Source organism: Streptomyces sp. Qhu_M48 (assembly GCF_051305195.1).
Lineage (GTDB): Bacteria > Actinomycetota > Actinomycetes > Streptomycetales > Streptomycetaceae > Streptomyces.
In genome coordinates, this window is record NZ_CP195432.1 from 3,258,442 (window position 1) to 3,282,812 (window position 24,371).

Annotated in this window: 22 protein-coding genes; 18 read left to right on the forward strand and 4 right to left on the reverse strand. The window is 70.5% G+C overall.

What is annotated here, in order from left to right:
- Nucleotides 1-16 precede the first annotated feature (16 nt).
- Nucleotides 17-1,327, reverse strand: a complete 1,311-nt coding sequence (locus ACRRSS_RS14900; RefSeq protein ID WP_435971691.1) for an ABC transporter substrate-binding protein — start codon at nucleotides 1,325-1,327, stop codon at nucleotides 17-19.
- 249 nt (nucleotides 1,328-1,576) lie between these two features.
- On the opposite strand from ACRRSS_RS14900, the gene ACRRSS_RS14905 reads away from it, so the two are divergent.
- Nucleotides 1,577-2,626 carry a LacI family DNA-binding transcriptional regulator gene (locus tag ACRRSS_RS14905; protein WP_435971692.1) on the forward strand — a complete coding sequence of 350 codons (1,050 nt, stop codon included), beginning with the start codon at nucleotides 1,577-1,579 and terminating at the stop codon, nucleotides 2,624-2,626.
- Between the two features lie 199 nt (nucleotides 2,627-2,825).
- On the opposite strand, the gene ACRRSS_RS14910 is transcribed toward ACRRSS_RS14905, so the two are convergent.
- Nucleotides 2,826-4,058, reverse strand: a complete 1,233-nt coding sequence (locus ACRRSS_RS14910) for an MFS transporter (protein ID WP_435971693.1) — start codon at nucleotides 4,056-4,058, stop codon at nucleotides 2,826-2,828.
- 234 nt (nucleotides 4,059-4,292) lie between these two features.
- On the reverse strand, nucleotides 4,293-5,207 hold the full coding sequence (locus ACRRSS_RS14915; RefSeq protein ID WP_435975336.1) for a LysR family transcriptional regulator: 915 nt from the start codon (nucleotides 5,205-5,207) through the stop codon (nucleotides 4,293-4,295).
- A gap of 128 nt (nucleotides 5,208-5,335) precedes the next feature.
- On the opposite strand from ACRRSS_RS14915, the gene ACRRSS_RS14920 reads away from it, so the two are divergent.
- The 14 genes from ACRRSS_RS14920 to ACRRSS_RS14985 all read left to right on the forward strand — a co-directional run bounded on the left by ACRRSS_RS14920 (nucleotide 5,336) and on the right by ACRRSS_RS14985 (nucleotide 18,364).
- Complete coding sequence (locus ACRRSS_RS14920) at nucleotides 5,336-6,334, forward strand: fumarylacetoacetate hydrolase family protein (protein ID WP_435971694.1); 999 nt, start codon at nucleotides 5,336-5,338, stop codon at nucleotides 6,332-6,334.
- The gene (locus ACRRSS_RS14925; protein ID WP_435971695.1) at nucleotides 6,331-7,287 is read left to right on the forward strand and encodes a cyclase family protein; all 957 of its coding nucleotides are present in this window, start codon (nucleotides 6,331-6,333) and stop codon (nucleotides 7,285-7,287) included. The genes ACRRSS_RS14920 and ACRRSS_RS14925 overlap by 4 nt, the downstream gene beginning before the upstream one ends.
- 38 nt (nucleotides 7,288-7,325) lie before the next feature.
- On the forward strand, nucleotides 7,326-8,456 hold the full coding sequence (locus tag ACRRSS_RS14930; RefSeq protein ID WP_435971696.1) for an FAD-dependent oxidoreductase: 1,131 nt from the start codon (nucleotides 7,326-7,328) through the stop codon (nucleotides 8,454-8,456).
- Entirely contained in the window at nucleotides 8,453-9,457 is a 1,005-nt protein-coding gene (locus ACRRSS_RS14935) for an amidohydrolase family protein (RefSeq protein WP_435971697.1), read from the forward strand. Before ACRRSS_RS14930 ends, ACRRSS_RS14935 begins: the two co-directional genes overlap by 4 nt.
- A gap of 13 nt (nucleotides 9,458-9,470) precedes the next feature.
- Nucleotides 9,471-10,412: a VOC family protein gene (locus ACRRSS_RS14940; protein WP_435971698.1), complete on the forward strand. Its 942-nt coding sequence runs from the start codon at nucleotides 9,471-9,473 to the stop codon at nucleotides 10,410-10,412.
- Nucleotides 10,413-10,591: 179 nt separating this feature from the next.
- Nucleotides 10,592-11,563: a fumarylacetoacetate hydrolase family protein gene (locus ACRRSS_RS14945; RefSeq protein ID WP_435971699.1), complete on the forward strand. Its 972-nt coding sequence runs from the start codon at nucleotides 10,592-10,594 to the stop codon at nucleotides 11,561-11,563.
- Nucleotides 11,560-12,306, forward strand: coding sequence for an SDR family NAD(P)-dependent oxidoreductase (locus tag ACRRSS_RS14950; RefSeq protein WP_435971700.1), 747 nt, complete (start codon nucleotides 11,560-11,562; stop codon nucleotides 12,304-12,306). The genes ACRRSS_RS14945 and ACRRSS_RS14950 overlap by 4 nt, the downstream gene beginning before the upstream one ends.
- Complete coding sequence (locus ACRRSS_RS14955) at nucleotides 12,303-13,085, forward strand: SDR family NAD(P)-dependent oxidoreductase (RefSeq protein ID WP_435971701.1); 783 nt, start codon at nucleotides 12,303-12,305, stop codon at nucleotides 13,083-13,085. Before ACRRSS_RS14950 ends, ACRRSS_RS14955 begins: the two co-directional genes overlap by 4 nt.
- A gap of 16 nt (nucleotides 13,086-13,101) precedes the next feature.
- A complete protein-coding gene (locus ACRRSS_RS14960; RefSeq protein WP_435971702.1) occupies nucleotides 13,102-13,857 on the forward strand; it encodes a CoA transferase subunit A in 756 nt (251 codons plus the stop codon).
- Nucleotides 13,857-14,507, forward strand: a complete 651-nt coding sequence (locus tag ACRRSS_RS14965; RefSeq protein WP_435971703.1) for a CoA transferase subunit B — start codon at nucleotides 13,857-13,859, stop codon at nucleotides 14,505-14,507. Before ACRRSS_RS14960 ends, ACRRSS_RS14965 begins: the two co-directional genes overlap by 1 nt.
- A gap of 131 nt (nucleotides 14,508-14,638) precedes the next feature.
- On the forward strand, nucleotides 14,639-15,865 hold the full coding sequence (locus ACRRSS_RS14970) for an FAD-dependent monooxygenase (protein WP_435971704.1): 1,227 nt from the start codon (nucleotides 14,639-14,641) through the stop codon (nucleotides 15,863-15,865).
- A gap of 23 nt (nucleotides 15,866-15,888) precedes the next feature.
- The gene (locus ACRRSS_RS14975; RefSeq protein WP_435971705.1) at nucleotides 15,889-16,926 is read left to right on the forward strand and encodes a cupin domain-containing protein; all 1,038 of its coding nucleotides are present in this window, start codon (nucleotides 15,889-15,891) and stop codon (nucleotides 16,924-16,926) included.
- A 39-nt stretch (nucleotides 16,927-16,965) separates the two neighbouring features.
- Nucleotides 16,966-17,829: a fumarylacetoacetate hydrolase family protein gene (locus tag ACRRSS_RS14980; protein ID WP_435971706.1), complete on the forward strand. Its 864-nt coding sequence runs from the start codon at nucleotides 16,966-16,968 to the stop codon at nucleotides 17,827-17,829.
- Nucleotides 17,830-17,917: 88 nt separating this feature from the next.
- Complete coding sequence (locus tag ACRRSS_RS14985; protein WP_435971707.1) at nucleotides 17,918-18,364, forward strand: MarR family winged helix-turn-helix transcriptional regulator; 447 nt, start codon at nucleotides 17,918-17,920, stop codon at nucleotides 18,362-18,364.
- A gap of 16 nt (nucleotides 18,365-18,380) precedes the next feature.
- On the opposite strand, the gene ACRRSS_RS14990 is transcribed toward ACRRSS_RS14985, so the two are convergent.
- A complete protein-coding gene (locus tag ACRRSS_RS14990) occupies nucleotides 18,381-19,391 on the reverse strand; it encodes a LacI family DNA-binding transcriptional regulator (RefSeq protein WP_435971708.1) in 1,011 nt (336 codons plus the stop codon).
- A gap of 180 nt (nucleotides 19,392-19,571) precedes the next feature.
- On the opposite strand from ACRRSS_RS14990, the gene rhaI reads away from it, so the two are divergent.
- The 3 genes from rhaI to ACRRSS_RS15005 all read left to right on the forward strand — a co-directional run bounded on the left by rhaI (nucleotide 19,572) and on the right by ACRRSS_RS15005 (nucleotide 24,323).
- On the forward strand, nucleotides 19,572-20,741 hold the full coding sequence (rhaI, locus tag ACRRSS_RS14995; protein WP_435971709.1) for an L-rhamnose isomerase: 1,170 nt from the start codon (nucleotides 19,572-19,574) through the stop codon (nucleotides 20,739-20,741).
- A 76-nt stretch (nucleotides 20,742-20,817) separates the two neighbouring features.
- Nucleotides 20,818-22,863, forward strand: coding sequence for a bifunctional aldolase/short-chain dehydrogenase (locus tag ACRRSS_RS15000; protein ID WP_435971710.1), 2,046 nt, complete (start codon nucleotides 20,818-20,820; stop codon nucleotides 22,861-22,863).
- Nucleotides 22,860-24,323, forward strand: coding sequence for a rhamnulokinase (locus ACRRSS_RS15005; RefSeq protein ID WP_435971711.1), 1,464 nt, complete (start codon nucleotides 22,860-22,862; stop codon nucleotides 24,321-24,323). The genes ACRRSS_RS15000 and ACRRSS_RS15005 overlap by 4 nt, the downstream gene beginning before the upstream one ends.
- Nucleotides 24,324-24,371: the final 48 nt, after the last annotated feature.

The window sequence follows — 24,371 nt, forward strand, 5'->3', positions numbered from 1 at the left end:
GCCGCCCGTCAGAGGGTTACTGGCTGCCGAGCGCGGCCTGGACGGTCTCCATGAACTTCTGGGGGCTCACGCTGCCGTTGACGAGTCCGGTGGCGGTGGTGTTGCTGATGGTGGTCGCCTTGGTGCTGAAGAGGGCCTCGAACCACAGGACGTTCCGCTGGGAGGAGCTGATGGTCCTGCGGACTGTGGCAGCGACCTCGTTGGCGTCCTTGACCTGGGCGTTGACCTTGAAGCCGGAGATGGTGCCGTGGTCCTTCAGGGCGGTGGCGCCGTAGTTCTCGGCGATGCAGCCGACCCAGGCGCCGGTCTTCTTGTCGAAGCTCTTCGAGCCGAGGGTGACGGCCAGACCGATGTTGGAGGGGTACTGGTCGACGGAGCCGGCGCCGCCCTTGACCGCGGGGAAGGGCATGAAGCCGACGTTCTCGGCACCGACCTTGTTCTGCTTGGGATCGGCGATGTTGGCCAGGGCCCAGCTGCCCATGTAGAACATGCCGGACTTGCCGGTGAGGAACTGGTTCATCGCGGTGTCGTAGTCGATGGAGCCGACGCCCTTGCCGAAGTAGCCCTTCTTGCCGAGGGCTGCGATCTCCTCGGCCGCCTTGACGTACTGGGGGTCGGTCAGCTTCGCCGTGCCGGCGTCGACCTTGTCGAGGGCGTCGGGGCCCAGGCTGCGGTAGAGGTAGCCGCTGATGAGGCGGGTGAGCGGCCAGCCCTGCGCGCCGGACGCCGAGAAGGGCTGGATGCCCTTGGCGTTGAGCTTGTCCGCGGCGGCCAGCAGCTCGTCCCACGTGCCGGGGACGGCGATGCCGTTCTCCTGGAAGAGCTTCTTGTTGTAGAAGATCCCCTCGATGTTGTACTCGTACGGCAGAGCCATCAGCTTGCCGCCGTACAGGGCCTTGATGGTGGAGACCGCTGCCGGCTCCAGCTGGTCGAGGACTCCGAGACGGTCGAGCTCCATCTGGATGTCCGCCACCTTGCCGCTCTTGGCGAGCTGCTTGGTCAGCGCGGGGGCGTTTCCGGCGGCGAACTGGGCGGGCAGCGCGTCCTGGCCGGCGAGCAGCTGGAGCTTCTGGTCCAGCTGGGCCTGGGGGACGGTCTCGACCTTCAGCGGCAGTGCGGCGTTCTCGGTCTTGCAGGTGCTCGTGGAGAGTGTGGTCAGCGCCGTGCGCGTGGTCGTGTTCTCGGTGACGCTGAGGTACTTGAATTCCTTGGACGCCGCGGAGGTGCCCCCGCCGCTGCCGCCACAGGCGGTGGCGAGAACGGCCATGGACATGACGCTGGCCGTGACGAAGGTCAGCCGACGGGCGCGGATCGTGCGGTGGGGCACTGGGACTCCCAGGGATCGTGAGAGAAGAAGGGGCGCTCAGCGGGCGCGAGGGGCGGCGGGAAGAGCGGCCGCGCAGAGATAGAGTCGTGTAGAACGTTCTCCATCCGAACTGGCAACACCATGACGCCATCCCTCTGGCAACGTCAAGACACAGACGCGTAACATCAGCGTTGTCTGGTCGAGTGATTCAATCCATGTGCCGACCGATACGTAGAACGTTGCACTCGGAGTGAGGAGATCGGAGCTCTCATGGCCGCGGACAGCTCGTCCAGGAACACCAAGCGGGTGACCATCACCGATGTCGCCCGCCACGCGGGGGTGTCGACCGCCGCCGTGTCCAAAGTCATGCGCAACGCCTACGGCGTGAGCCCCGCCATGCAGGAACGGGTCCGCTCCTCCATGGCGGAGCTGGGCTACCGCCCCCACGCCGCGGCCAGGGGCATGCGAGGACGCACGTACACGATCGGGGTCCTGCTCGACAACGTCCGCAACCCGTTCTTCGCCGACGTCCTCGACGGGATCCGCGACGAGCTGAAGGACAGCGAGTACACGGTGCTGATCGGCGCGGCCGGCTTCGGCGCCGAGGAACAGGCGCGCGTCACCCGCTCGATGGTGGACCGTCAGATGGACGGCCTGATCCTCATCGCCCCGGCGACCCCGCGCTCCGAGGTCCTGGCCACGGCCGCGGAGACACCCACCGTGGTCATCGGACACCACGACAGCTCCGACCTGCACGACTCGGTCATCGACGCGGACGATCTCGGGGCAGCCCTGGTGGTGGACCATCTCGTCCAGCTCGGACACCAGGACATCGCCCTGGTATCGGCGGCCGGGAACAGGGCCGGACGCTGGCAACGGCCGCCGGAGACCGCGCTGACCGATGGATACCTGCGCGCCATGGAGCACCACGGTCTGGCCGACCGGGCTCTGGTTCACCGCGCCGCCTACTCCGACGACGGCGGCCACGCGGCCGGCCTGATCCTGCTGTCCGGCGACAGGCGGCCCACAGCCGTCCTGACGGGCGCCGACGTGGCGGCCATGGGCGTCTACCGGGCCGCGGACGATCTGGGACTCACCGTTCCCGGCGATGTATCGCTCGTCGGCTACAACAACACCGCGGTCGCCGCCCTCGCCCCCGTGCGGCTGACCAGCGTCGACCAGGCAGGGCACACCATGGGGGCGACAGCGGCCAGGATGCTCATCGAGCGGGTGGAAGGACGGCGCGACCGGGCCGTCCGGACGACGATGACCCCGCGCCTGATCGTGCGGCGCAGCACCGCCGCGCCCCGCTCCCGGTAGCGGCACCCCGTCGGCGCCGGTTGCGGCAGGGACGCGGCCGCGCGCGCCCGGGGTTCCCCTGGTTCTCCCGCGCGGACCGGCAGACCTGTGGGCCGTGTGCTCGCCGAGCACACGGCCCCGAGTGCGATTCCTGTCCCGGTTCACGGAGCGCGGACGTCCGGGGCGGGCGAACGGCGCGGCGTCGGGAGGCCACAGGGTGTCATGGCCGGTCACCCGGGAGTGGGCCCGCGGGCACGACCCCCCGGCGGGCGGCGGGAAGGAGCGCCGCGGCCATGGCCGCGGTGGCTCCGCCCAGGAGGGCGACGGCGACCGCGAGGCTGCCGGCCGCGCTCTTGCCTCCCAGCAGCACCAGCGGGCAGAGGAACTCCCCGAGGAAGAAGGCCGCGGTCCACAACCCCATGCCACGCCCGCGGTCGGCGAAGCTGAGCCGGGACATGGCGCGGGTCACCAGTGAGGGCAGCAGCATGCCGGTGCCGACGCAGTTGACGACCGCTCCGATGACCAGGAGCGGGAGGCTGTCGGCGAGGCCCATGAGCAGGAATCCGACGGCGCACAGGCCGAGCATGGCGGGCAGCCGGTGCCGCTGGCGCGGGGAGAGGCGGGTGAAGATGACGGAGCCGACGACGGTGGCGGCGCTGGCCACCGCGGTGACGGCGCCGATGGCGCCGGTGGAGTCGACGCCGACGTCGTCCAGGAGGTACGCCATCTCGACCGGAACCGTGTAGAAGACGAGGGCTCCGAAGACGGTCAGGAGGCAGATTCCCGCCATACGGCGTACGGGGAAGGGACGCCGCGGTGATTCCGGGCGCTTCGTGTCTTCCTGCCTCGCCGGAAGGCCGGCCGGAAGGAGCCGGGCCATGAGCGGGGCGAGGAGCAGGCCGACGCCGTAGAGCCAGAACGGGGCTTTCCAGTTCGCCGCGCCCAGAGCGCCTCCGACGACGAAGAAGACGGTGGCGGACGCGGACGCGCACATGGTCTGAAGGGCGAGGTAGCGGTCGCGGAGTTCACCGCTGTAGTAGTCGCCGATGAGGGTCGTACAGGCGGTCATGATGGCGGCTTCGGTGACACCGACGAGGATGCGGCTGACGAGGATGGCGTGGAGGGAGTCCAGCCAGAGCGGGGCGGTTCCGAACACCGCGTACAGGGCGGTGGCAGCCACCAGGAGGTGCTTGCGGCCGAGGCGGTCGACGATGACACCGGCGAAGGGGGCGAGCACGGCCAGGGCCAGGGCGGGGATGGTCAGCATGACGGGCACCAGCGCCGCGCTGCCGGGGACGTCGGCGAAGTGGTCCTGCATGCGGGGCAGTACGGGCGCGAGAAGGACGGCCCCCAGGACGGGCAGGCAGCTGCCGGCCATGAGCGTGACGGCGGGGAGCCGTCCGGCGTGGGTGGGGACCTGACCGGGGGATGACTTGGCGGCGGGTGCGGGCATGACGGCACTCCAGAGCGCGAGGGTGAGGATACGGGGCGCCCGGTCCGCGGACGGCCGGCCTGAGCGGGGCGGGCGGGGGAGCGGGGCGGGAGGTGCCCTCGACTATGCGGGTCGCCGGGCGTGCTGCCCACCCTTCGCGTCATCCGGTTTCACGATGCGTCCCATCCACGGGGTGGATGGCAGGAAAGGCGCTGCATTCCTGGGATGCCGGTGTCGGTGGGACGGGTTCCGGGATCAGATGTCCGTCTCGGCGATTCGCCTGCCGACCCTGGCCGCGGTCTCGCGGAGCCAGATGTGGGCGGCGTCGTGGGTGTGGACGGGGTGCCACCAGAGCGCCTCGCGCAGCGGGACCGCTTCGTAGGGCGGTTCGAGGATGCGCACGGCGGTCCCGGGAGCGAGCAGCCGGGCGAGGCGGGCCTGGACCAGGGCGATCCGGCGGGTGTTGGCCACGAGAGCGGGCAGGGCGTGGAAGCTGTCCACGGAGACTTCGACGCGGGGCTCGATGCCGAGCATGCCGAGCTGGCGTACGGCGGGGGCGTCGTAGGTGCGCTGGTAGGTGACCCAGGGCAGCCGGGCGAGGTCCTGGCGGGTGAGGCGGTCGTCGACGCTGGGGTGGTCGTCGGCGACGACGAAGACCCACCGGTCGTCGTAGAGGTCGGTGGCGGGGAAATCGCTGATGACGCCATGCGGCATGAGCAGGCCGTCGGTGGCGCTGAGCAGGCTGGCCGTGTCATCGACGACGGTGATGGGAGTGCGGGTGAAGCGGAGGCGGATCCCCGGGGCCTCCTCGTGGATGACGCGGGCGAGTTCCACACCGAAGACGTCGACGGCGTAGTCGGAGGCGACGAGGCGGAATTCCCGGGTCTCGGTGGCGGGGTCGAAGGTCGCCTGACTGGCGAACAGGCGCTCAAGGACGTCGTAGGCGGTGGACGTCCGGTCCAGCAAAACCTGCCCGAGGGCGGTGAGTTCGTACTGGCTGCCGACGCGGGAGAGGAGCTCGTCGCCGAAGTGCCGGCGCAGCCGGCCCAGTGCGGCGCTCATGGCGGGCTGGCTGAGGCCTACCCGCTGCCCCGCCTTGGTGACGTTGCGTTCTTCGAGCAGGGCACGGAGTGCGACGACCAGGTTGAGGTCGAGTCGGGCGAGGTTCACCGGGTCTGTTCCCTTCAAGCGCGGCATGGCCAGGTGCTATTTGTTCAATGGATGACAGTAATCCATATAATCAATTTCCCTGATTGCTGGGGACGGGTTCAGATTAGTCCCATCGCAATCAGGAGGACATGTCGGTGAAACCTGAATCCGCTTCCGACCTATTCGCCGGGCCCTTCGCTCTCGGCACTCTTTCCACCGTCGACGGCCCGGCCTTCCCCGCGCTCGTCGACCCCGAAGGCCGGGCTCTCGACCTGCGGGCGGCACTGGCCGATCCGTCGCTGACCATGCGCGGGCTGCTGGAGCAGTGGCCGGGCGTCCTGCCCCGGCTGCACGCCCTCGCGGGCGACGCGGCGCTCGCGTGGCGCCCGCTGTCGGACTTCCGCGTCCTGGCCCCGGTGGAGCCCCGCCAGATCTTCCAGTCGGGCGCCAACTACCGCCAGCACGTCATCGACCTGCACGTCGCCCATCGGGACCCGGCCGACGGACGCTCCGAGGAAGAGGCGCGCGCCGAGGCGGCCGAGATCATGGACCGGCGCGCCGCCGAAGACCTTCCGTATGTGTTCATCGGCCTGCCCAGCGCGGTCACCGGACCCTACGACGACGTCACCCTGCCCACGTGGGCGGCCAAGCCGGACTGGGAGCTGGAGCTGGCCGTGGTGATCGGCCGCCCGGCCTTCCGGGTATCCAGCGCGGAGGCCCTCGACCACGTCGCCGGCTACACCATCGCCAACGACCTGACCGACCGGGCCACGGTGTTCCGCAGGGACATGCCGCAGATCGGCACGGACTGGCTGCGCAGCAAGAACGCTCCCGGCTTCACTCCCCTGGGACCGTGGATCGTCCCCGCCGAGTCCGTCGGCGACACCTGCGACCTGCGGCTGACGCTGAAGCTCAACGGCGAGGTCATGCAGGACGAGTCCACGAAGGACATGATCTTCGACGTGGCACGCATGGTGTCCTACGCCTCCCAGAGCGCGCGTCTTCTGCCCGGCGACCTCGTGCTCACCGGATCCCCCGCGGGCAACGGAATGCACTGGGGACGCCTGCTCCAGGACGGCGACGTCATGGACTCCTCGATCACCGGCCTCGGCGCACAGCGCACCCGATGTCTCGCGGAGGAAGCATGAACCGCACCGACCCGGCGGGCGCGATCGCGCAGGCCGCCGAGGAATGCTCCAACTGGGGCCGTTGGGGCGAAGACGACCGCCTGGGGACAGTGAACTTCCTCGACGCGTCCAAGCGCAGACAGGGCGCCCAGCTCATCCACCGGGGCGTGACGTTCTCGCTCTCCCAGCGCTTCGACATCAACGGGCCGCAGAAGGGCTGGCGGCGCCGGACGAACCCCGTCCACACCATGCTCGACACCGGCACGGACGCCGCCCTGGGCAACCAGGGACTGCCCCACGGCATCGGCGGCGCCGACGACGTGATCGCCATGCCGCTGCAGTGCTCGACCCAGTGGGACGGCCTGGGCCACATCTTCGACCACGGCAAGGCATGGAACGGCCGCCCTGCCGAGCAGGTCGTCACCTCCGACGGCGACCAGATCACCGGCATCGAGCACATGGCCGCGGACATCGCCGGACGCGCCGTCCTCCTGGACGTCGGCCGGACCGCCGGAACGGACGGCGAGCTGCCCGACGGGTTCGCCATCACCGAAGAGCACCTGACGGCCGCGGCCACGGCACACGGAGTCACGGTCGGCCGCGGTGACATCGTCCTCGTACGGACCGGGCAGCTCGCCCGGGTACGCAGGGACGGGTGGGGCGACTACGCCGGCGGAGCCGCCCCGGGCCTGTCGTTCACCACGGCTTCCTGGCTGCACACGAGCGAGATCGCGGCGATCGCGACCGACACGTGGGGCTTCGAGGTGCGGCCCAACGAGTTCGACCACGCCTTCCAGCCGCTGCACCAGGTCGTCATCCCCCACATCGGGCTGCTCATCGGCGAGATGTGGGACCTGGAAGCCCTCGCGGAGGACTGCGCCGCCGACGGCGTGTACGAGTTCTGGCTCACCGCCGCCCCCCTGCCCATCACCGGCGCCGTCGGGTCGCCCGTCAACCCCGTCGCCGTCAAGTAGTCCCGGGGCCCACAGCCCGAGGAACAAGGGAGTTCCCCATGAGCACACCCCGCAGAGTCCTGGTCATCGGCGGAGGGGCTGCCGGAAACGCCGTCACGATCCTGCTGCGCCGCGCCGGCGTCGACATCGACCTGGTCGAGGCCAAGGACGACTGGAACGCCACCGCCGGATCAGGCATCACGCTTCAGGGCAACGCCCTGCGGGTGCTGCGCGAGCTGGGCGTCTGGGAGGAGGTCAAAGCCTCCGGATTCGGATTCGGATCGGTCGGGATCACCACTCCCGGCGGAGACGTCCTGCACGTCCACCGTGACCTGCGCACCGGTGGCGACGACCTTCCGGCGACAGTGGGCATGCAGCGGCCGCGGCTGCAGCAGATCCTCATCGAAGCCGTCCGAGCCAGCGGCGCGACCATCCGACTGGGCACGACCGCCACCGTCCAGGACCAGGACGCGACCGGAGTGTCCGTCGCTCTGAGCGACGGCAGCACCCACCGCTACGACCTGGTCATCGCCGCCGACGGACTTGGCTCGGCCACCCGCGCACAGATCGGGATCACGGACAAGCCCGAGCCCACGGGCATGGCCATCTGGCGCGTTGCCGCCCCGCGGCCCCTGGGCGTCGAGCGCACCGACCTCGCCTACGGGGGCCCGGCCTTCATCGCCGGCTACTGCCCCACCAGCCCCACCACCCTGTACGCGTACGTGGTCGAGGCCAACCGCGACCGGGCCTCCATACCCGCCGATTCCTACGCGCGGGAGATGCGCCGGATCGCCTCCGCGTACGGGGGTGCCTGGCCGGCCATCACCGCTTCGATCACTGATCCGTCCAAGGTCAACTACACCTGGTTCGACCGGCTGCTGGTCGAAGGCTCGTGGCATCGCGGACGGGTCGTCCTGGCCGGTGACGCAGCCCATTGCTGCCCGCCCACACTCGCGCAGGGAGCAGCGCTGTCGCTGGAGGACGCATGGGTCCTCGCACAGCTGCTGACCGAGTCCGCGACCTGGGACGAGGAACTGCTGCAGGCCTACTACGAGCGGCGGATGGCGAGGGTCCGACCGGTGGTGGAGGCGTCCGTCCAGATCGGCCAGTGGCAGCTCGACGGTGTCCGTGACGCCGACGTTCCCGGCCTGATGGGCCGCACCATGACGATGCTCAGGGAACTGCCGTGACCTCACCCACCGTGGACGTGCACGCGCACGTCCTCCTCCCGCGGATCGAGGCCCTCGTCGCCGACCAGGCCGGCTACGCGCTCGCCAAGGAGCTCGACGCCCGCCGCAACGGGCCCGCCGCACTCGCGGTCAGCGGCCCGATGGTCCGGGACCGGATCGCCAGCCTCACCGACGTGACGGTGCGCCTGGCCGACATGGACGCGCAGGGAGTCGATGTCCAGCTGGTCAGTCCGTCGCCCTCGCACTACCACTACTGGGCCGGCGCTCCGACGGCCGAGAAGGTCTGCCGGCTCGCCAACGAGGCCACCGCGGCCCACTGCGCCCAGGCTCCGGAGCGGCTCCGCGGACTGGGTCTGGTGCCGCTGCAGCACCCCGCGCTGGCCGTCGACGCCCTCGACCACGCACTGGACCAGGGCCTGGCCGGCGTGGAGATCTCCAGCCACGCGCCGGGCCGGGAACTGTCCGATCCCGCCTACGAGCCCCTGTGGTCCCGCGCCGAGGAGACGGGGGCCGTCATCTTCCTGCATCCGTTCGGATGCACGCTCGACGAGCGCCTCGACCAGTGGTACCTGTCCAACACCGTCGGCCAGCCCACCGAGAACGCCGTAGCCCTGTCCCACCTCATCTTCTCCGGCGTCCTCGACCGGCACCCCGGGCTGAAGATCATCGCCGCTCACGGCGGCGGCTACCTGCCCACTCACATCGGACGCAGCGACCACGCCTGGCGGGCCCGCAGCGACGCGTCGGCGGGCTGCGCCCGGGAACCCAGCAGCTACCTGCGGCGCCTCTACTTCGACTCCCTCGTCCACGACCCGGCCGTACTGCGAACGCTGGTGGACGCCGTCGGCGCCGACCGAGTGCTGCTCGGGTCCGACTTCCCCTTCGACATGGGAACGGGCGACCCCGTCGCCGCACTGCGGTCGGCCGGCCTGCCCGAAGCCGACTTCGAGGCCGTCCGCGGCGGCAACGCCACCTCGCTGCTCAACCTTTCCCCCGCCTGAGGAGGCAACCGACATGAGCACGAACCGCCTGCTCACCCACCTGCGGCACGTGGATCTCGCCGTGCCCGACTACGACAAGCAGCTCGACTTCTACGCCGGTGTCTGGGGCCTGACCAAGGTCACGGAGGACTCCGGAATCTCCTTCCTCGCCGCCGAGGGAAGCCCGGAACAGTACGTGGTCCGGCTGCGCAAGGCCGACGAGAAGCGTCTGGACCTGGTCTCCTACGGCGCCGCCACCCCGGCGGACGTGGACACGCTCGCCGAACAGCTCCTCGCCGGGGGCGTTCAGCTGATCACCCGGCCCGGCACCGTCGACACCCCCGGCGGCGGCTACGGCTTCCGGTTCTTCGACATCGACGGCCGGCCCATCGAGGTCTCCGCCGACGTCGAGGTCCGCCGGCACCGCAAGATCGAGGAGAAGGAGGCCATCCCGGTCAAGCTGTCGCACGTCGTCCTCAATTCCCCCGACCTGGAGCGCACCCGCGCCTGGTACGAGCAGCACCTCGGCTTCCGCCTGTCGGACTCGCTCAGCTCGCCCCACATGGGCGACGTCATGCACTTCATGCGGATCAGCAACCAGCACCACTCCATGGCGCTGGCCAAGGGCCCGCACACCTCGCTGCACCACATCTCCTTCGAGATGCGAGGCATCGACGAGTACATGCGCGGCACCGGACGGGTCATCCGCGCCGGCCACACCAAGCTCTGGGGCCCGGGACGGCACATGGCGGGTGACAACACCTTCACCTACTTCCTCGACCCGCACGGCAACACCGTCGAGTACACCACCGAGCTCGAAGAACTCGACGAGGACACCTGGCACCCCCACGTCTACGACTTCTCGAAGCCCGAGGTCACCGACCAGTGGGGCACAGCGAACCCGATGAACGAGCTCGTCGCCAAGGAGTCCTTCAACGACCCCGACCGTGGCTGCTTCGTCGCCCCGCCGGTCTAGTCCGGCCCAGTCCCCGGGGCGCGGCGGCCGTGTCCCGCCCTGACGACAGCCGCCGCGCCCCGGCCACGGCTCACGAGGCCGGGCCCTCGCCCCGAGGATCCGCCACCCGGTGGTTCCTCTCCGTGCAGGGCAGGCCCCGGCCCCGTGTCCGACGTTCCTCCTCACTCCTTGGAGCCGCCATGCGCTTCGCCGCCTTCGAGTACCGGCACCGGACCCGTGTCGCCGTCGTGGAAACCGACGGCACGCTGTTCCCGCTGCCGGGGGTCACCTCGCTGACCGACCTGATCCGTGAAACGGGCGGCCTTGCCGGGCTGCTCGCGGCCGGACAGGCCGCTCTGGACGTACCGCCCGGGCCGCACGTCTCCCACGTCCGGCTGCTCTCCCCTCTGCAACCCTCCTCGGTACGGGACTTCGTCACCTTCGAGGAGCACGTCGAGGGCGTACGCCGCTCGGTGAGCGGCGAGGCCGGGGTCCCGGCGCGGTGGTACGAGGCGCCGACGTACTACTTCACCAACCCCCACGCCATCTTCGGCCCCCACGACGACGTGCCCATGCCCCCCGGATCGAACGTGCTCGACTTCGAGCTGGAGGTGGCGGCCGTCATCGGACGGGACGGCCGCGACCTGACCCCCGAGCAGGCCAGGGACCACATCGTCGGGTACACGATCTTCAACGACTGGTCCGCGCGGGACTTGCAGGCCGCCGAGATGCAGGTCGGTCTCGGGCCCTGCAAAGGCAAGGACTCCGCCACCACCCTGGGCCCCTACCTGGTCACGGCGGACGAGCTTGAGCCCTACCGCGACGCCGACGGATTCCTCCGACTCGCCCTGACCGCCCAGGTCAACGACGAGACCGTCGGATCCGACCTCCTGTCCAACATGAGCTGGACCTTCGAGGAGATGACCGCCTACGCCTCGCGCGGCACCCGGATCGTCGCCGGCGACGTCCTCGGGTCCGGAACCTGCGGCAACGGCGGCTGCCTGGCCGAACTGTGGGGCCGATCCGGCCGGCACGACCCCCCACCGCTCGCCCCCGGCGACACGGTCACCCTGACCGTCGAGGGCATCGGGTCCCTCACCACCCGGGTCGTCCCCGGCACCGCACCGGTCGAGCTTCCCCGGGCGCGCCGACGCGATCGGGATCGGCCGTGATCGGCGGGCGTCTGGCGGGAAAGGTCATCGTCGTCACCGGCGCCGCACGCGGCCAGGGCGCCGCTGAGGCGGTCGCACTGCAGCGGGAGGGTGCCACGGTCGTGGCCACCGACGTGCGCGGTGGCCACGGCGTACGGCGCCTCGACGTCACCCTCGCCGACGACTGGGCCGACCTCGCCGGACACCTGCGCCAGACACACGGAGAGATCCACGGCCTGGTCAACAACGCCGGCATCACCTGGCGGGCGCGGCTCGGGGAAGTCACCGCGAAGGACATGAGCTGTGTCCACGCCGTCAACGTCAACGGCCCCCTGCTGGGCATCCAGCATCTGACGCCGCTGATGCCACCCGGTTCGTCCGTCGTGAACGTGGGCTCCTCGGCCGCGCTGACGGCTCACTACCCGGTGGCGTACACGACGAGCAAGTGGGCCCTGCGAGGGCTGTCGAAGACGGCCGCGCTGGAGCTCGGACCGAGAGGGATCCGGGTGAACACCATCCATCCGGGTTTCATCGAGACCGAGATGACCGCGTCAGCGGCTCCGGCCTTCCGCGAGGCGAACATCCGTGAGACCCCGCTGGGCAGGGTCGGCAGCGTCGACGAGGTCACCCCGCTGGTGGCGTTCCTTCTCTCGGACGAGTCGTCGTTCATCACCGGCGCCGAGATACCGGTCGACGGCGGCCTCACCTCACACGGGGGAGTGAAGTCCGTGTCCGACGCGCTGCTCCCGGGGGCCGGGCCATGAGGAGACGGCTCGAAGGGAAGGTCGCTCTGATCTCCGGCACCGCCCACGGACTGGGCAGGGCGGCCGCCCTCAGGTTCGCCGAGGAGGGCGCGCTGGTCGTCGGCGGCGACCTGCCGCACGACGAGGCCGTCGAGACCCAGCGGATGATCGCCCGGGCCGGAGGCACCGTACTGACCCCCTGTCCCCTGGACGTCACCTCACCCGACTCCGTCGCCCGCTGGGTGGAGGAGGCGGTCGGCGCCTTCGGCGGCATCGACATCTGCTGCACCCATGCCGCGACTGTGCGCTTCGGCCCGACGGCCGAACAGCCCTACGAGGACTATGCCCTGACGGTGCGGGCGGAGCTCGACTCCGTACGGCTCACCGCCCAGGCGGCCTGGCAGCACCTGACGCGCTCACGGGGCTGCGTCATCACCGTCGGCTCGACCGCCGGACTCACCGGCTCGGTGACCGGCTACCGCACCGCCCACACCGCGGCCGAGGGCGGCGTGATCGCGCTGACCCGGCAGCTCGCCGCCGAAGGCGCCAGGCACGGCATCCGAGCCAACCGCGTCAGCCCCGGCCTGATCGGCACCGACGGCGCACGCGCCCATCTCCTCGCCGACGGCCACCCCATGCGAGACACCCACCAGCGCCTTCCCCTCGGCCGGCTGGGAGCACCCCAGGACGTCGCCGCCGCGGCCGTCTTCCTCGCCTCCGACGACGCCTCGTACATCTCCGGAGCCAACCTCGTCGTCGACGGCGGCTGGTCCGTCGTGCTGCCGGGCCCCACCCACTGAGAGGAGCAACCGAACCATGGACAAGGTCATCCCCACGGCGTCGGACGCCGTCGCCGACATCCCCGACCACGCCTCGCTCGCCGTCGGCGGCTTCGGGCTCAGCGGCATCCCCGACGTTCTGATCAACGCCCTTCACCTCCAGGGCGCCACCGGCCTCAAGGTCGTCTCCAACAACTGCGGTGTGGACGGCCGGGGCCTGGGAGTGCTGCTGTCCGCCGCCCGGATCTCCCGGGTCACCGGCTCCTACGTCGGCGAGAACAAGGAGTTCGCACGCCAGTACCTCAGCGGTGAACTCGAAGTCGAACTCGTGCCCCAGGGAACGCTCGCCGAACGCCTGCGAGCCGGAGGCTGCGGCATCCCCGCCTTCTACACGCCGGCCGGAGTCGGCACCCAGGTCGCCGACGGAGGCCTGCCCTGGCGGTACGCGGGCGACGGCGGTGTCGCCGTCGCCTCACCGCCCAAGGAGACCCGCGAGTACAGCGGCCGCACCTGCGTCCTCGAACACGGCATCACCACCGACTTCGCGCTGGTGCGCGCCTGGCGAGGCGACCGGCACGGCAACCTCGTCTTCCGTCGCGCGGCCGCCAACTTCAATCCGCTGGCCGCCATGGCCGGACGGACGACGATCGCGGAGGTCGAGGAGCTCGTCGAGGCCGGCAGCCTCGACCCGGACCAGGTCCACCTGCCGGGAGTCTTCGTCCAGCGCGTCGTGCCGCTCACTCCCGCCCAGGCGGCGGACAAGCAGATCGAGAAGAGGACGGTGCGCGGCTGATGGCCTGGACCCGTAACCAGATGGCCTCCCGGGCGGCCGCCGAACTGGCGGACGGCTCGTACGTGAACCTCGGCATCGGCCTGCCGACACTGATCCCCGCCTTCGTCCCCGCCGGCATCCATGTCGTGCTGCACTCGGAGAACGGGATCCTGGGCACCGGACCCTACCCCGGCGAGCACGACATCGATCCCGATCTGATCAACGCCGGCAAGGAGACCGTCACCGTCCTTCCCGGCGCGTCGTTCTTCGACTCCGCGCTGTCCTTCGGGATGATCCGCGGCGGTCACATCGACACCGCCGTGCTGGGCGCCATGCAGGTGTCCGCCGAGGGAGACCTGGCGAACTGGATGATCCCCGGCAAAATGGTCAAGGGCATGGGCGGAGCGATGGACCTCGTCCACGGCGCCCGCCGGGTCATCGTGCTGATGGAACACACCGCCAAGGACGGCACCCCGAAAATCGTCAAGGACTGCGGCTTGCCCCTGACCGGCCGGGCCTGCGTGCACCGCGTCATCACCGACCTCGGCGTCCTGGACGTCACCGAACGCGGACTGGCGCTGGTCGAAGTCGCGCCCGGCGTCTCGGTCGAAGAGCTCCTCGCGCACACCGACGCACCCGTCCACGTGGACAGCGCTGCGGCCGCCTGCTGAACCGTGCCGGCGACACCACCCGGAAGGCCTCTCCACCCGACCCGCGCCTTCCCCATGTTCCGTACACCAATGATCCCGAAGCGGACGCCGCTGAGCCGAGACGACGGATCGAGAATCCTCAAGGAGGCCTGGTGCCTGTGACTTCCGCGCCCTTGCACATCGCCGTGGTCGGAGGCGGCATCGGCGGACTCGCCGCCGCTCTCGCGACCGCCCGGGCGGGCCACCGCGTGACCGTGGTGGAGCGCGCCGCGCGCTTCGCCGAGATCGGGGCCGGCCTGCAGCTGGCCCCGAACGCCTCCCTGGCCCTGGAGGAACTGGGCGTCCTGGACGCCGTACAACACGCCGCCGTCGCGCCGCCGCGGCTCGTCATGATGGACGCGCTCAGCGGCGAACAGGTCACCGCCCTCGACCTGCGCGGCGACGCCTTCCGCAGCCGCTTCAAGCACCCCTACCTCGTCACCCACCGCACCGACCTGCACGGAGCGCTGCTCACCGCCTGCCAGAAGCACCCCTCGATCGACCTTCGCACCGGTCACACCGTGACGGACGCCGTGCAGACCTCGGCTGAAGTGCGCCTGCGCTTCGCGGAGACACCGGACCGGCTCACGGCGGACGCCGTGGTGGCCGCGGACGGCCTTTCTTCACGGCTGCGACAGATCCTCATCGGCGACGGCGAGCCCGTGTGCTCCCGCTATGTCGCCTTCCGCGGGGCTCTGCCGGTCAGCGGCATGACGGGCGCCATGTCCCGCCACGCCTCCTCGGAATCGGTCATCGTATGGGCCGGACCGCGCATGCACCTCGTGCAGTACCCCGTCCGCCGGGGCGAGCTCTACAACCAGGTCGCCGTCTTCGAAAGCGACCACTACACCCCCGACTCCGACGCGTGGGGAACCGAGGCGGAACTCGAGGAACGCTTTGCCGGCACCTGCCAGGCCGTACGGGACGCGCTGCCGCTGGTCTCACGGGACCGGCGCTGGCCCCTGTTCGACCGGCTTCCCCTCATCGACTGGGCCCACGGCCGGATCGTGCTCCTCGGCGACGCCGCCCACCCCATGCTGCAGTACCTCGCCCAAGGCGCCTGCCAGGCCCTGGAGGACGCCGTCGCGCTCGGAGACGCGCTGCGCCAGGAGGCCGACCCCGCGCAGGCCTTCACGACCTTCGCCGACCGGCGACGTGACCGGGCCGCCGCCATCCAGACCAACGCCCGCCGGTTCGGCGAGATCTGCCACCTGGAGGGCATGGGCGCCGCACTGCGCAACCAGCTGCTCGCCTCCCGCACCCCCGAGGACTTCGACGACATCGCCTGGGTGTGGACCCCGGCCACCACCGCGGCAGCCACAGCACCGCCCGCTCAGTGAGCACACGACCGCGAGGAGAGACCATGACCGACGACCCCGCCTACAAGGCCCTCGGCGAGCTCGGCGCCGCACCGCTGTGGCGCTTCTACGGCAACCTGTTCCCCGCCCAGCCCAGCAGCCGCGCCGTCCCCTACCGGTGGAGCTGGCAGGAGCTGCGGCCCCATCTCCTGCACTTCTCCCAGGCCCTGTCCCTGGAGGAGGCGGAGCGGCGTGTGCTGATGCTCGTCAACCCCGGCCTGACCGACCCGCCCGCGACGGTCAACACCCTGTACGCGGGACTGCAGATCATCCTTCCCGGCGAGACCGCGCAGGCCCACCGGCACACCTCCAACGCCTTCCGCTTCATCCTCGAAGGAGACGGCGCGTGGACCACCGTCAACGGCGAGCGCGTCTTCATGGCCCCGGGCGACCTCCTGCTGACCCCCGGCTGGCACTGGCACGACCACACCCATGAGGGCGACGCGCCGATGATCTGGCTCGACGCCCTGGACTACCCCCTCGTCAACGCCCTGGAAGCGGGTTTCTACGAGAAGTACCCCCAGCGCCTCCAGCCCGTCACCCGCCCCGACGACGCCGGGTCGCGCCAGTTCCTCCACGGACGCCTGACCCCGGCCTGGATCACTCCGGACGGCCCCAACTCCCCGGTCACCCGCTACACCTGGCAGGAGACCGAGCGCGCGCTGGAGGCCATCGCGGACACCGCCGAGGGGAGCGACGCCGACGGCATCGTCCTGGAGTACACCAACCCGTGGACGGGCGGACCCGTCATGCCCACCATCGGCTGCCGAGTCCAGCGGCTGCGCCCGGGCTTCGAGGGCGCGGGCCGTCGGCACACCGCGTCGACCATCTTCAGCGTCGTCCGCGGCGAAGGCGCCACCGTCGTCGACGGTACGCGCCTTGAGTGGACCGAGAACGACACCTTCGCCATCCCCGGCTGGGCCTCCTACCGCCACCTGAACACCTCAGGCTCCCGCGACGCGGTCCTGTTCTCCTACAGCGACGAACCCGTCATGCGCTCCCTGGGCCTGTACCGCACCGAGAACGCCGACCCCGGCGCCTGATCCCCCCTCGTTTCTCCGACACCCCGCAAGGAGGCCATGATGCGTCTGGCCCTGTTCGACAAGGGACGGCTCGGCGTCGTCGACGGCGACACGATCACCGACGTGACCGACCAGGTCACCCTTCCCCCCGCCGGCGCTGCCGGTGCGCTTCATCACTTCATCGAAAAGGTCTCCACCGGCACCGCCGCGGCGCTGGATCCGGCGCGTGGCCGTCGCGTACCCCTGGCTCAGGCGACCCTCGACGCTCCGCTGCCCCGCCCCGGCAAGATCATCGGAGCACCGGTCAACTACCTGGACCACAAGGCGGAGATGGACTACCCCACGTCCATCGCCGACCTGGGCGTCTTCCTGAAGGCGAACTCGTCGGTGATCGGCCCGGGCCAGGACGTCGTCCTTCCCTACTCCGACAAGCGCACCGACCAGGAAGGCGAACTGGGCGTCGTCATCGGCCGGACCGCCACAGCGGTGAGCGCCGACGACGCCCTCGACCACGTCTTCGGCTACACCTGTCTGCTCGACATCACCGTGCGCTCCGGGGAAGACCGCTCCACCCGCAAGTCGTTCGACACCTTCACCCCCATCGGGCCGTGGGTGGTGACCGCCGACGAGATCCCCGACCCCGACCGTCTCGACCTGCGCTGCGACGTGGCCGGCGAGACGCGTCAGCACACCAACACCGCCCACCTCATCTTCGGCGTACGTGAGCTGGTCGCCTACGCGTCGTCGGTGATGACCCTGCACCCGGGTGACGTGATCGCGACGGGAACGCCCGCCGGCGTCGGCCCGCTCGGTGACGGCGACCGTATCGTGGTCGAGATCGAGCGGATCGGGCGGCTTGAGGTGGGCGTGGACGGCTCCCGTGCCACCCCCTACGACGACCGGCCGGGGCATCGCCGCGGCTGACCTGGAACGCCCGCGCGGAGTGGTGCCGCATGCCATCGGCCGCGGGCGCCACTCCGCGCGGTACGAGGCGAGAAGGGAGGAGGGCGAGGTGGCCGCACCGCTTGACCTGGACCGGCATGCCGGTCACCTGATCCGGCGTGCTGAGCAGGTCCACACCGCGCTGTGGACCCGGCACGTCTCCAGCGATGTCACCTCGCAGCAGTTCGCCGTGCTCAACGCCCTGCGTGCCGAGGCGGACATCGACCAGTCCACCGTCGCCAGGCTGACTTCTCTGGACCGCTCGACCACGCATCTCATCGTCCGGCGGCTGACAGGGCGGCTCTGCATCCGGCAGAGGCGGGACGAGGACGATCGGAGAAGGACTCTTCTCGCGCTCACCGACCAGGGCGTCGCCTTGCACCCCTCTCTGGTGCCGCCCGCGCAGAGGATCAACGACTGGCTCCTGGCCGTCTTCGTTCCAGAAGAGCAGGCCGAGGTCATGCGTCTGCTGATGAGCCTGGCGGACCTGGAGGCAGGTGCCGTGGGGGAGCTCTGAGCGCGGTGGACGGGGTTCAGGGCGCGGGGAGGCTGGAGCGGCGGACCACGAGTTCGGGCTGGAGCACGACGGCTTCGTGCTGGTGGGTCTCCGGCGAGGTGTCGAGTTCCTCAAGAAGCAGCTCGGCGGCGAGGCGACCGATCTCGCCGGCGGGGTGGCGCACCGATGTCAGGGGGATGAGGCAGGCCTCGGCGAACTCGATGTCGTCATAGCCGACCACGGCGAGGTCGTCCGGCACCCGAAGGCCGGCCGCGAAGGCGGTCTGCATGACGCCCAGTGCCAGCAGGTCGTTGGCGCAGAACACGGCCGTGGGACGGGGGCTGATCCCGATCAGACGGGAGGCCGCGTCCCGGCCGTCCCTTACGTCCAGTCGCTCCGTCGGCACATCGACGACCGTGTGGGGGCCCAGCCCCGCTTCCTCGACCGCCCGCAGCAGCCCGTCCCGCCGGTCGCGTACCTGCCGCAGCCGGTCCGGACCGCGTACGTAGGCGATGCGACGGTGTCCGGCCCGCAGGAGGTGCCTGCCTGCCAGCAGTCCGCCGAGTACGTCGTCGGCTGCCACCGAGCAGGCCTGCTGAGGATCGACCGACCGGTCGACGACGACACAGGGAATGTCCTGGTTGCGCAGCGTCTGCCAGGGCGTCCCGTGAGCATCGACCGGGGCGAGCAGGACACCGCGCAGCCGCTGTTCCGCGAACAGCGAGAGGTAGCCCTGTTCGGCGGACGCGCTCTCGGCGCTGTTGCAGAGCATGACGCCGAGCCCCGCCCGGGCCGCGGCCTGTTCCGTGCCGCGCGCCAGGGCGGCGAAGAAGGGGTTGCCTGTGTCCATCACGAGGACCCCCAGCATGCGGCTCCGCCCCGCCCGCAGCTGGCGCGCGGACTCGCTGCGGACGTAGCCGAGGGAGTCGATCGCCGCATGGACACGCGCGCGTGCCTGCTCGGACACCTGGTCGGGCCTGTTCAGGACGTTGGACACGGTCCCCACGGAGACGCCGGCCTCCCGGGCCACCTCCTTGATCCCCACCACAGCCGACCATCCGTTCACTAGGACCAGAGCCCAGCCATCCTAGTCGGCTCCCCTCCACTAATGAATCGTTTCAATCTCTTCGTCTCCACATCTTGACCGGGGGCTCCAGTAAGTGTTTTCGTGCACCTGAAACGATTCAATGGCGGCGCGGGTGCGCAGCCCGAGCTCCGAGGTTGGACCATGACTGTCGTGCGGGACGCCGTGAAGGCCGCGCTCAAGGCCCAGAGCATCGAGACCCCCTCGTGGGGCTACGGAAACTCCGGAACCCGCTTCAAGGTCTTCGCCCAGCCCGGTGTCCCGCGGACACCGTGGGAGAAGCTGGACGACGCCGCGCAGGTCCACACGTTCACCGGAGTGGCGCCGAAGGTGTCCCTGCACATTCCGTGGGACCAGGTGGAGGACTACGCCGCGCTCGGCGCGTACGCGAGGGAACGTGGTCTGGAGCTCGGAGCGATCAACTCCAACACCTTCCAGGACGACTCCTACAAGCTCGGAAGCGTCTGTCACCCGGACGCCGCGGTGCGCCGCAAGGCGGTCGAGCATCTGCTGGCCTGCGTCGACATCATGGACGCGACCGGATCGCGCGACCTGAAGCTGTGGTTCGCGGACGGCACGAACTACCCCGGCCAGGACGATGTCGTCGCACGTCAGGAGCGGCTCGCGGAGTCCCTGGCGGAGGTCTACGCGCGGCTCGGCGAAGGGCAGCGGATCCTGCTGGAGTACAAGTTCTTCGAGCCCGCCTTCTACTCCACCGACGTCCCGGACTGGGGCACCGCCTACAGCCACTGCCTGAAGCTGGGGCCGAAGGCGCAGGTCGTCGTGGACACCGGACACCACGCCCCGGGCACGAACATCGAGTTCATCGTCGCGCTCCTGCTGCGCGAGGGCAGGCTCGGGGGCTTCGACTTCAACTCCCGTTTCTACGCGGACGACGACCTGATGGCCGGTGCGGCCGACCCCTTCCAGCTCTTCCGGATCATGCACGAGGTCGTCCGGGGCGGAGGCCTGGCCCCCGAGACGGGCATCGCGTTCATGCTCGACCAGTGCCACAACATCGAGGCGAAGATCCCGGCGGTGATCCGCTCGGTGATGAACGTCCAGGAGGCCACCGCCAAGGCACTGCTCGTCGACACCGACGCTCTCACGGCCGCCCAGCGCTCGGGCGACGTGCTCGCCGCGAACGCCGTGCTGATGGACGCCTACGCCAGTGACGTGCGGCCGCTGCTGCGAGAGGTGCGCGAGGAGATGGGCCTGGCCGCGGACCCCGTCGCCGCCTACGCCGCGTCCGGCTGGTCGGAGAAGACGGCTGCCGCGCGCGTCGGCGGCGAGCAGGCCGGCTGGGGCGCCTGACCTCCTGGATTCCCCCGTGCCCCGACAACACCGCGACCCCGGCCCTTCCCGTCCGAGCTCCTTCGAAGGATGTTCCATGTCTACCGCTTCCCTCCCTGAGTCCGCACAACTGCTGGCGCGCTCCCGTCGACTGGGGGCCGACCCCCGCAACACCAACTACGCCGGCGGGAACACCTCGGCGCAGGGAACCGGCACGGATCCCGTCACCGGTGCGGAGGTGGACCTCTTGTGGGTCAAGGGGTCGGGTGGCGACCTGGGCACCCTGACCGAGAGCGGTCTCGCCGTGCTGCGCCTCGACCGCCTGCGCGCCCTGCGGGACGTCTACCCGGGTGTGGAACGCGAAGACGAGATGGTCGCCGCCTTCGACCACTGCGCGTTCGGGAAGGGCGGGGCGGCTCCGTCGATCGACACCGCCCTGCACGGCCTGGTGGAGGCGGCGCACGTCGACCATCTGCATCCCGACTCGGGCATCTCGCTCGCCTGCGCCGCCGACGGGGAGAAGCTGACGGCCGAGTGCTTCGGCGACCGTGTGGTGTGGGTCCCGTGGCGGCGTCCCGGCTTCCAGCTCGGCCTGGACATCGCCGCTGTCAAGAAGGCCCACCCGCAGGCGATCGGCTGCGTCCTCGGCGGCCACGGCATCACCGCCTGGGGTGACACCTCGCAGGAGTGCGAGGCCAACTCCCTGTACATCATCCGCACCGCCGAGGCATTCATCACCGAGCGAGGCCGCCCCGAGCCGTTCGGGCCGGTGATCGAGGGCTGCGAGCCGTTGGAGCAGGCCGCCCGCCGGGAACGTGCCGCGGCGCTGGCCCCCCACATCCGTGCCCTCGCGTCCACGGACCGGCCCCAGATCGGGCACTTCACCGACAGCGACACCGTCCTGGACTTCGTCGCCCGTGCCGAGCACCCGCGCCTGGCCTCCCTCGGCACGTCGTGCCCGGACCACTTCCTGCGCACCAAGGTCCGCCCCCTCGTCCTCGACCTGCCGCCGGCCGCACCGCTGGAGGAGGCCGTGACCCGGCTGAAGGAGCTCCACGACGCCTACCGGGAGGAGTACGCCGCCTACTACCGGCGGCACGCCACGGACCAGTCCCCTGAGATGCGCGGCGCCGATCCGGCGATCGTGCTCGTTCCGGGCGTCGGAATGTTCTCCTTCGGCAAGGACAAGCAGACCGCCCGCGTCGCGGGCGAGTTCTACGTCAACGCCATCAACGTCATGCGCGGCGCGGAAGCGATCTCGTCGTACGCGCCGATCGAGGAATCGGAGAAGTTCCGCATCGAGTACTGGGAGCTGGAGGAGGCCAAGCTCCGGCGGATGCCGAAGCCGAAGCCCCTCGCCACCCGGGTCGCCCTCGTCACCGGTGCCGGCAGCGGCATCGGCAAGGCGATCGCGCACCGCCTGGCCGCCGAGGGGGCCTGCGTCGTCATCGCGGACCTGAACGCCGACAACGCCGCAGCCGTCGCTGAAGAGCTCGGCGGACCGGACCACGCGCTCGCCGTCGCCGTGGACGTCACCAGCGAGGAGCAGATCGCCGCCGCGTTCCGTGAGGCGGTCATCGCCTTCGGCGGCATCGATCTGGTCGTCAACAACGCGGGCATCTCGATCTCCAAGCCACTGCTGGAGACCAGCGCACGCGACTGGGACCTCCAGCACGACATCATGGCCCGCGGATCGTTCCTCGTCTCCCGCGAGGCCGCGCGGATCATGGTCGACCAGCGGCTCGGCGGCGACATCGTGTACATCGCCTCCAAGAACGCCGTCTTCGCCGGCCCGAACAACATCGCCTACTCCGCCACCAAGGCCGACCAGGCACACCAGGTCCGCCTCCTCGCGGCCGAACTCGGCGAGCACGGCATCCGCGTCAACGGCGTCAACCCCGACGGTGTGGTGCGCGGCTCAGGCATCTTCGCGGGCGGCTGGGGAGCCCAGCGGGCCGCGACCTACGGGATCGAGGAGGGCAGGCTCGGAGAGTTCTACGCCCAGCGCACCCTGCTGAAGCGCGAGGTGCTTCCCGAGCACGTGGCCAACGCCGTCTACGCTCTCACCGGAGGCGACCTCAGCCACACCACCGGACTGCACATCCCGGTCGACGCGGGCGTCGCCGCGGCATTCCTGCGATGAGCGAGCCCGACAGCGCGGTGTTCGCCGCCATCGACCTCGGCGCCGGCAGCGGCCGCGTCATGGCCGGACGCGTCACCCGCACCACCCTCGACCTGACCGAGGTCCACCGCTTCCCCAACCGGCCGGTCCGCCTCCCCGAAGGACTCCGGTGGGACATCCACGCCCTGTACACCGGGATCCTGGACGGCCTCCGCGACCTCGGGCCGGTGGACTCCATAGGGATCGACAGCTGGGCGGTGGACTACGGCCTGCTCGACGCCGAGGGCCGCCTGCTGGGGGCACCCGTGCACTACCGGGACGCGCGCACGAAAGGTGTGGCCGACAAGGTCTGGCAGACCGTCTCACCCGAACGTCTCTACACCCGGACCGGCATCCAGCACGCGCCGTTCAACACCCTGTTCCAGCTCGTGGCAGCGAAAGGCACACCGCAGGCAGATGCTGCCCGCCGCCTGCTGTTGATCCCCGACCTGCTCACGTACTGGCTGACAGGTGTACAGGGGACGGAGGTGACCAACGCGTCGACGACGCAGCTCATCGACCCCCGATCGGGGGTCTGGGCAGCGGACGTCGCTCAGCCGCTCGGAATCGATCTGAGCCTGTTCGCGCCCCTGCGCCGTCCGGGGGAGTTGGCGGGATTCCTGCTGCCGCACGTGCGCGAACACCTCGGCTGGAAGCCCGTCGTGCCCGTGACCACGGTCGCGTCCCATGACACCGCGTCCGCCGTCGCGGCCGTTCCCGCCCGACAGGATGAGCACTTCGCCTACATCTGCACGGGTACCTGGTCGCTGGCGGGCCTGGAGCTCTCCTCTCCGGTACTGACCGAAGCGAGCCGCCGCGCGAACTTCACCAACGAACTCGGCATCGACGGCACCATCCGCTATCTGCGCAACATCATGGGCTTGTGGCTGCTGCAGGAGTGCATGCGCAGCTGGGACGAGGACAACGTCGTGACCCTTCTGCGGGAGGCGTCCGCGGTCGAGGGGCTTCGCTCCGTCGTGGATGCCTCCGACGGCAGGTTCCTGGAGCCCGGACAGATGCCGCGGCGGATCGCCGAAGCCTGCCGCGAGACGGGCCAGGCCGTGCCGTCGACGCGCGGGGAGATCACCCGGTGCGTTCTCGACTCCCTCGCTCTGGCCCACCGCCATGCCATCGAGCAGGCCCAAGAACTGTCCGGCCGCCACGTCGACGTGGTGTACGTCGTCGGCGGCGCCGCGCGCAACGCGCTGTTGTGCCAGCTGACCGCCGACGCCTGCGGCCTGCCGGTGATCGCCGGACCCGTGGAAGCCGCCGCACTCGGCAACGTACTGGTCCAGGCCCGGGCCCACGGGCTGACCGGCGAGCATGCCCGGATGCGCGAACTGGTGTCCCACAGCCAGCCGATGCGGCGCTACGAACCTGCCGGAAACCGGGCTGCGTGGGACGCCGCCGCACGCCACATCGCCGGCCCGGCCGGCACCTAGAACCTCCGGGCGGGCACGGACCTGACAGACGTGTCCCGCCCGGAGCCC